The sequence below is a fragment of the Acidiplasma cupricumulans genome (assembly GCF_001402935.1).
GTDB classification, from domain to species: Archaea; Thermoplasmatota; Thermoplasmata; order Thermoplasmatales; family Thermoplasmataceae; genus Acidiplasma; species Acidiplasma aeolicum.
The window spans coordinates 1-591 of the sequence record NZ_LKBH01000014.1; the positions used below are offsets into that span (position 1 = coordinate 1).

General features: G+C 25.0%; 1 protein-coding gene. It reads left to right on the plus strand.

Features of this window, described 5'->3' with window-relative positions:
* Nucleotides 1-306 precede the first annotated feature (306 nt).
* The gene (locus tag AOG55_RS00320) at nt 307-591 is read left to right on the plus strand and encodes a hypothetical protein (protein WP_156318707.1); all 285 of its coding nucleotides are present in this window, start codon (nt 307-309) and stop codon (nt 589-591) included.

Sequence of the window (591 nt, forward strand, 5' to 3'; positions counted from 1 at the left end):
AATGGCCAATAAAATAACCGGAAATTCAGGGAGGAAAATAATGTACATAGTGAGTTGACGTATGTTTGGACACCCTAAAAATTAAAAGAAAAAACAAATAATAAATTACCTAGGCCGCATCCAAAATATTTTAGAAAATTATTAGTTGCAAAAAATTTAAATGATGAAAATCTAGAACATGTAGTATACGAAATTTCTAAAATTCAAGTAGAAAAGTTTCCATTAGCTACACTATTACTTACAAGAACTTTAATAGAAAAATCTTTAATTTATAGATTAAAATTCAAAAATATTTGGAGAACTTTTATGGAAGATATGAAGAAAAAATATGGTGAAAATAATTATAAATCATCTTTTAAATTAGATGATTTAGTTAGATACTGTATAAATAATAATGATAAACTCTTTGAAGATCCTAAAATCTCAGTCGATGCTAAAAAAGCACTTGAGGCAATAAATAGTAATTCAATAAGAAAATATTTAAATGATATGGTGCATGAATCATTAAGAAATGGCTCTCCAGAATCAGTAGAAAATATTGCGGATAACATTAGGGGACTAATACAAAAAATATTATCAAATGAAAATTAA

Coding starts and splice junctions, on each gene's coding strand:
- AOG55_RS00320 (WP_156318707.1), top strand. CDS start 307: ATGGAAGATATGAAGAAAAAATATGGTGAAAATAATTATAAATCATCT.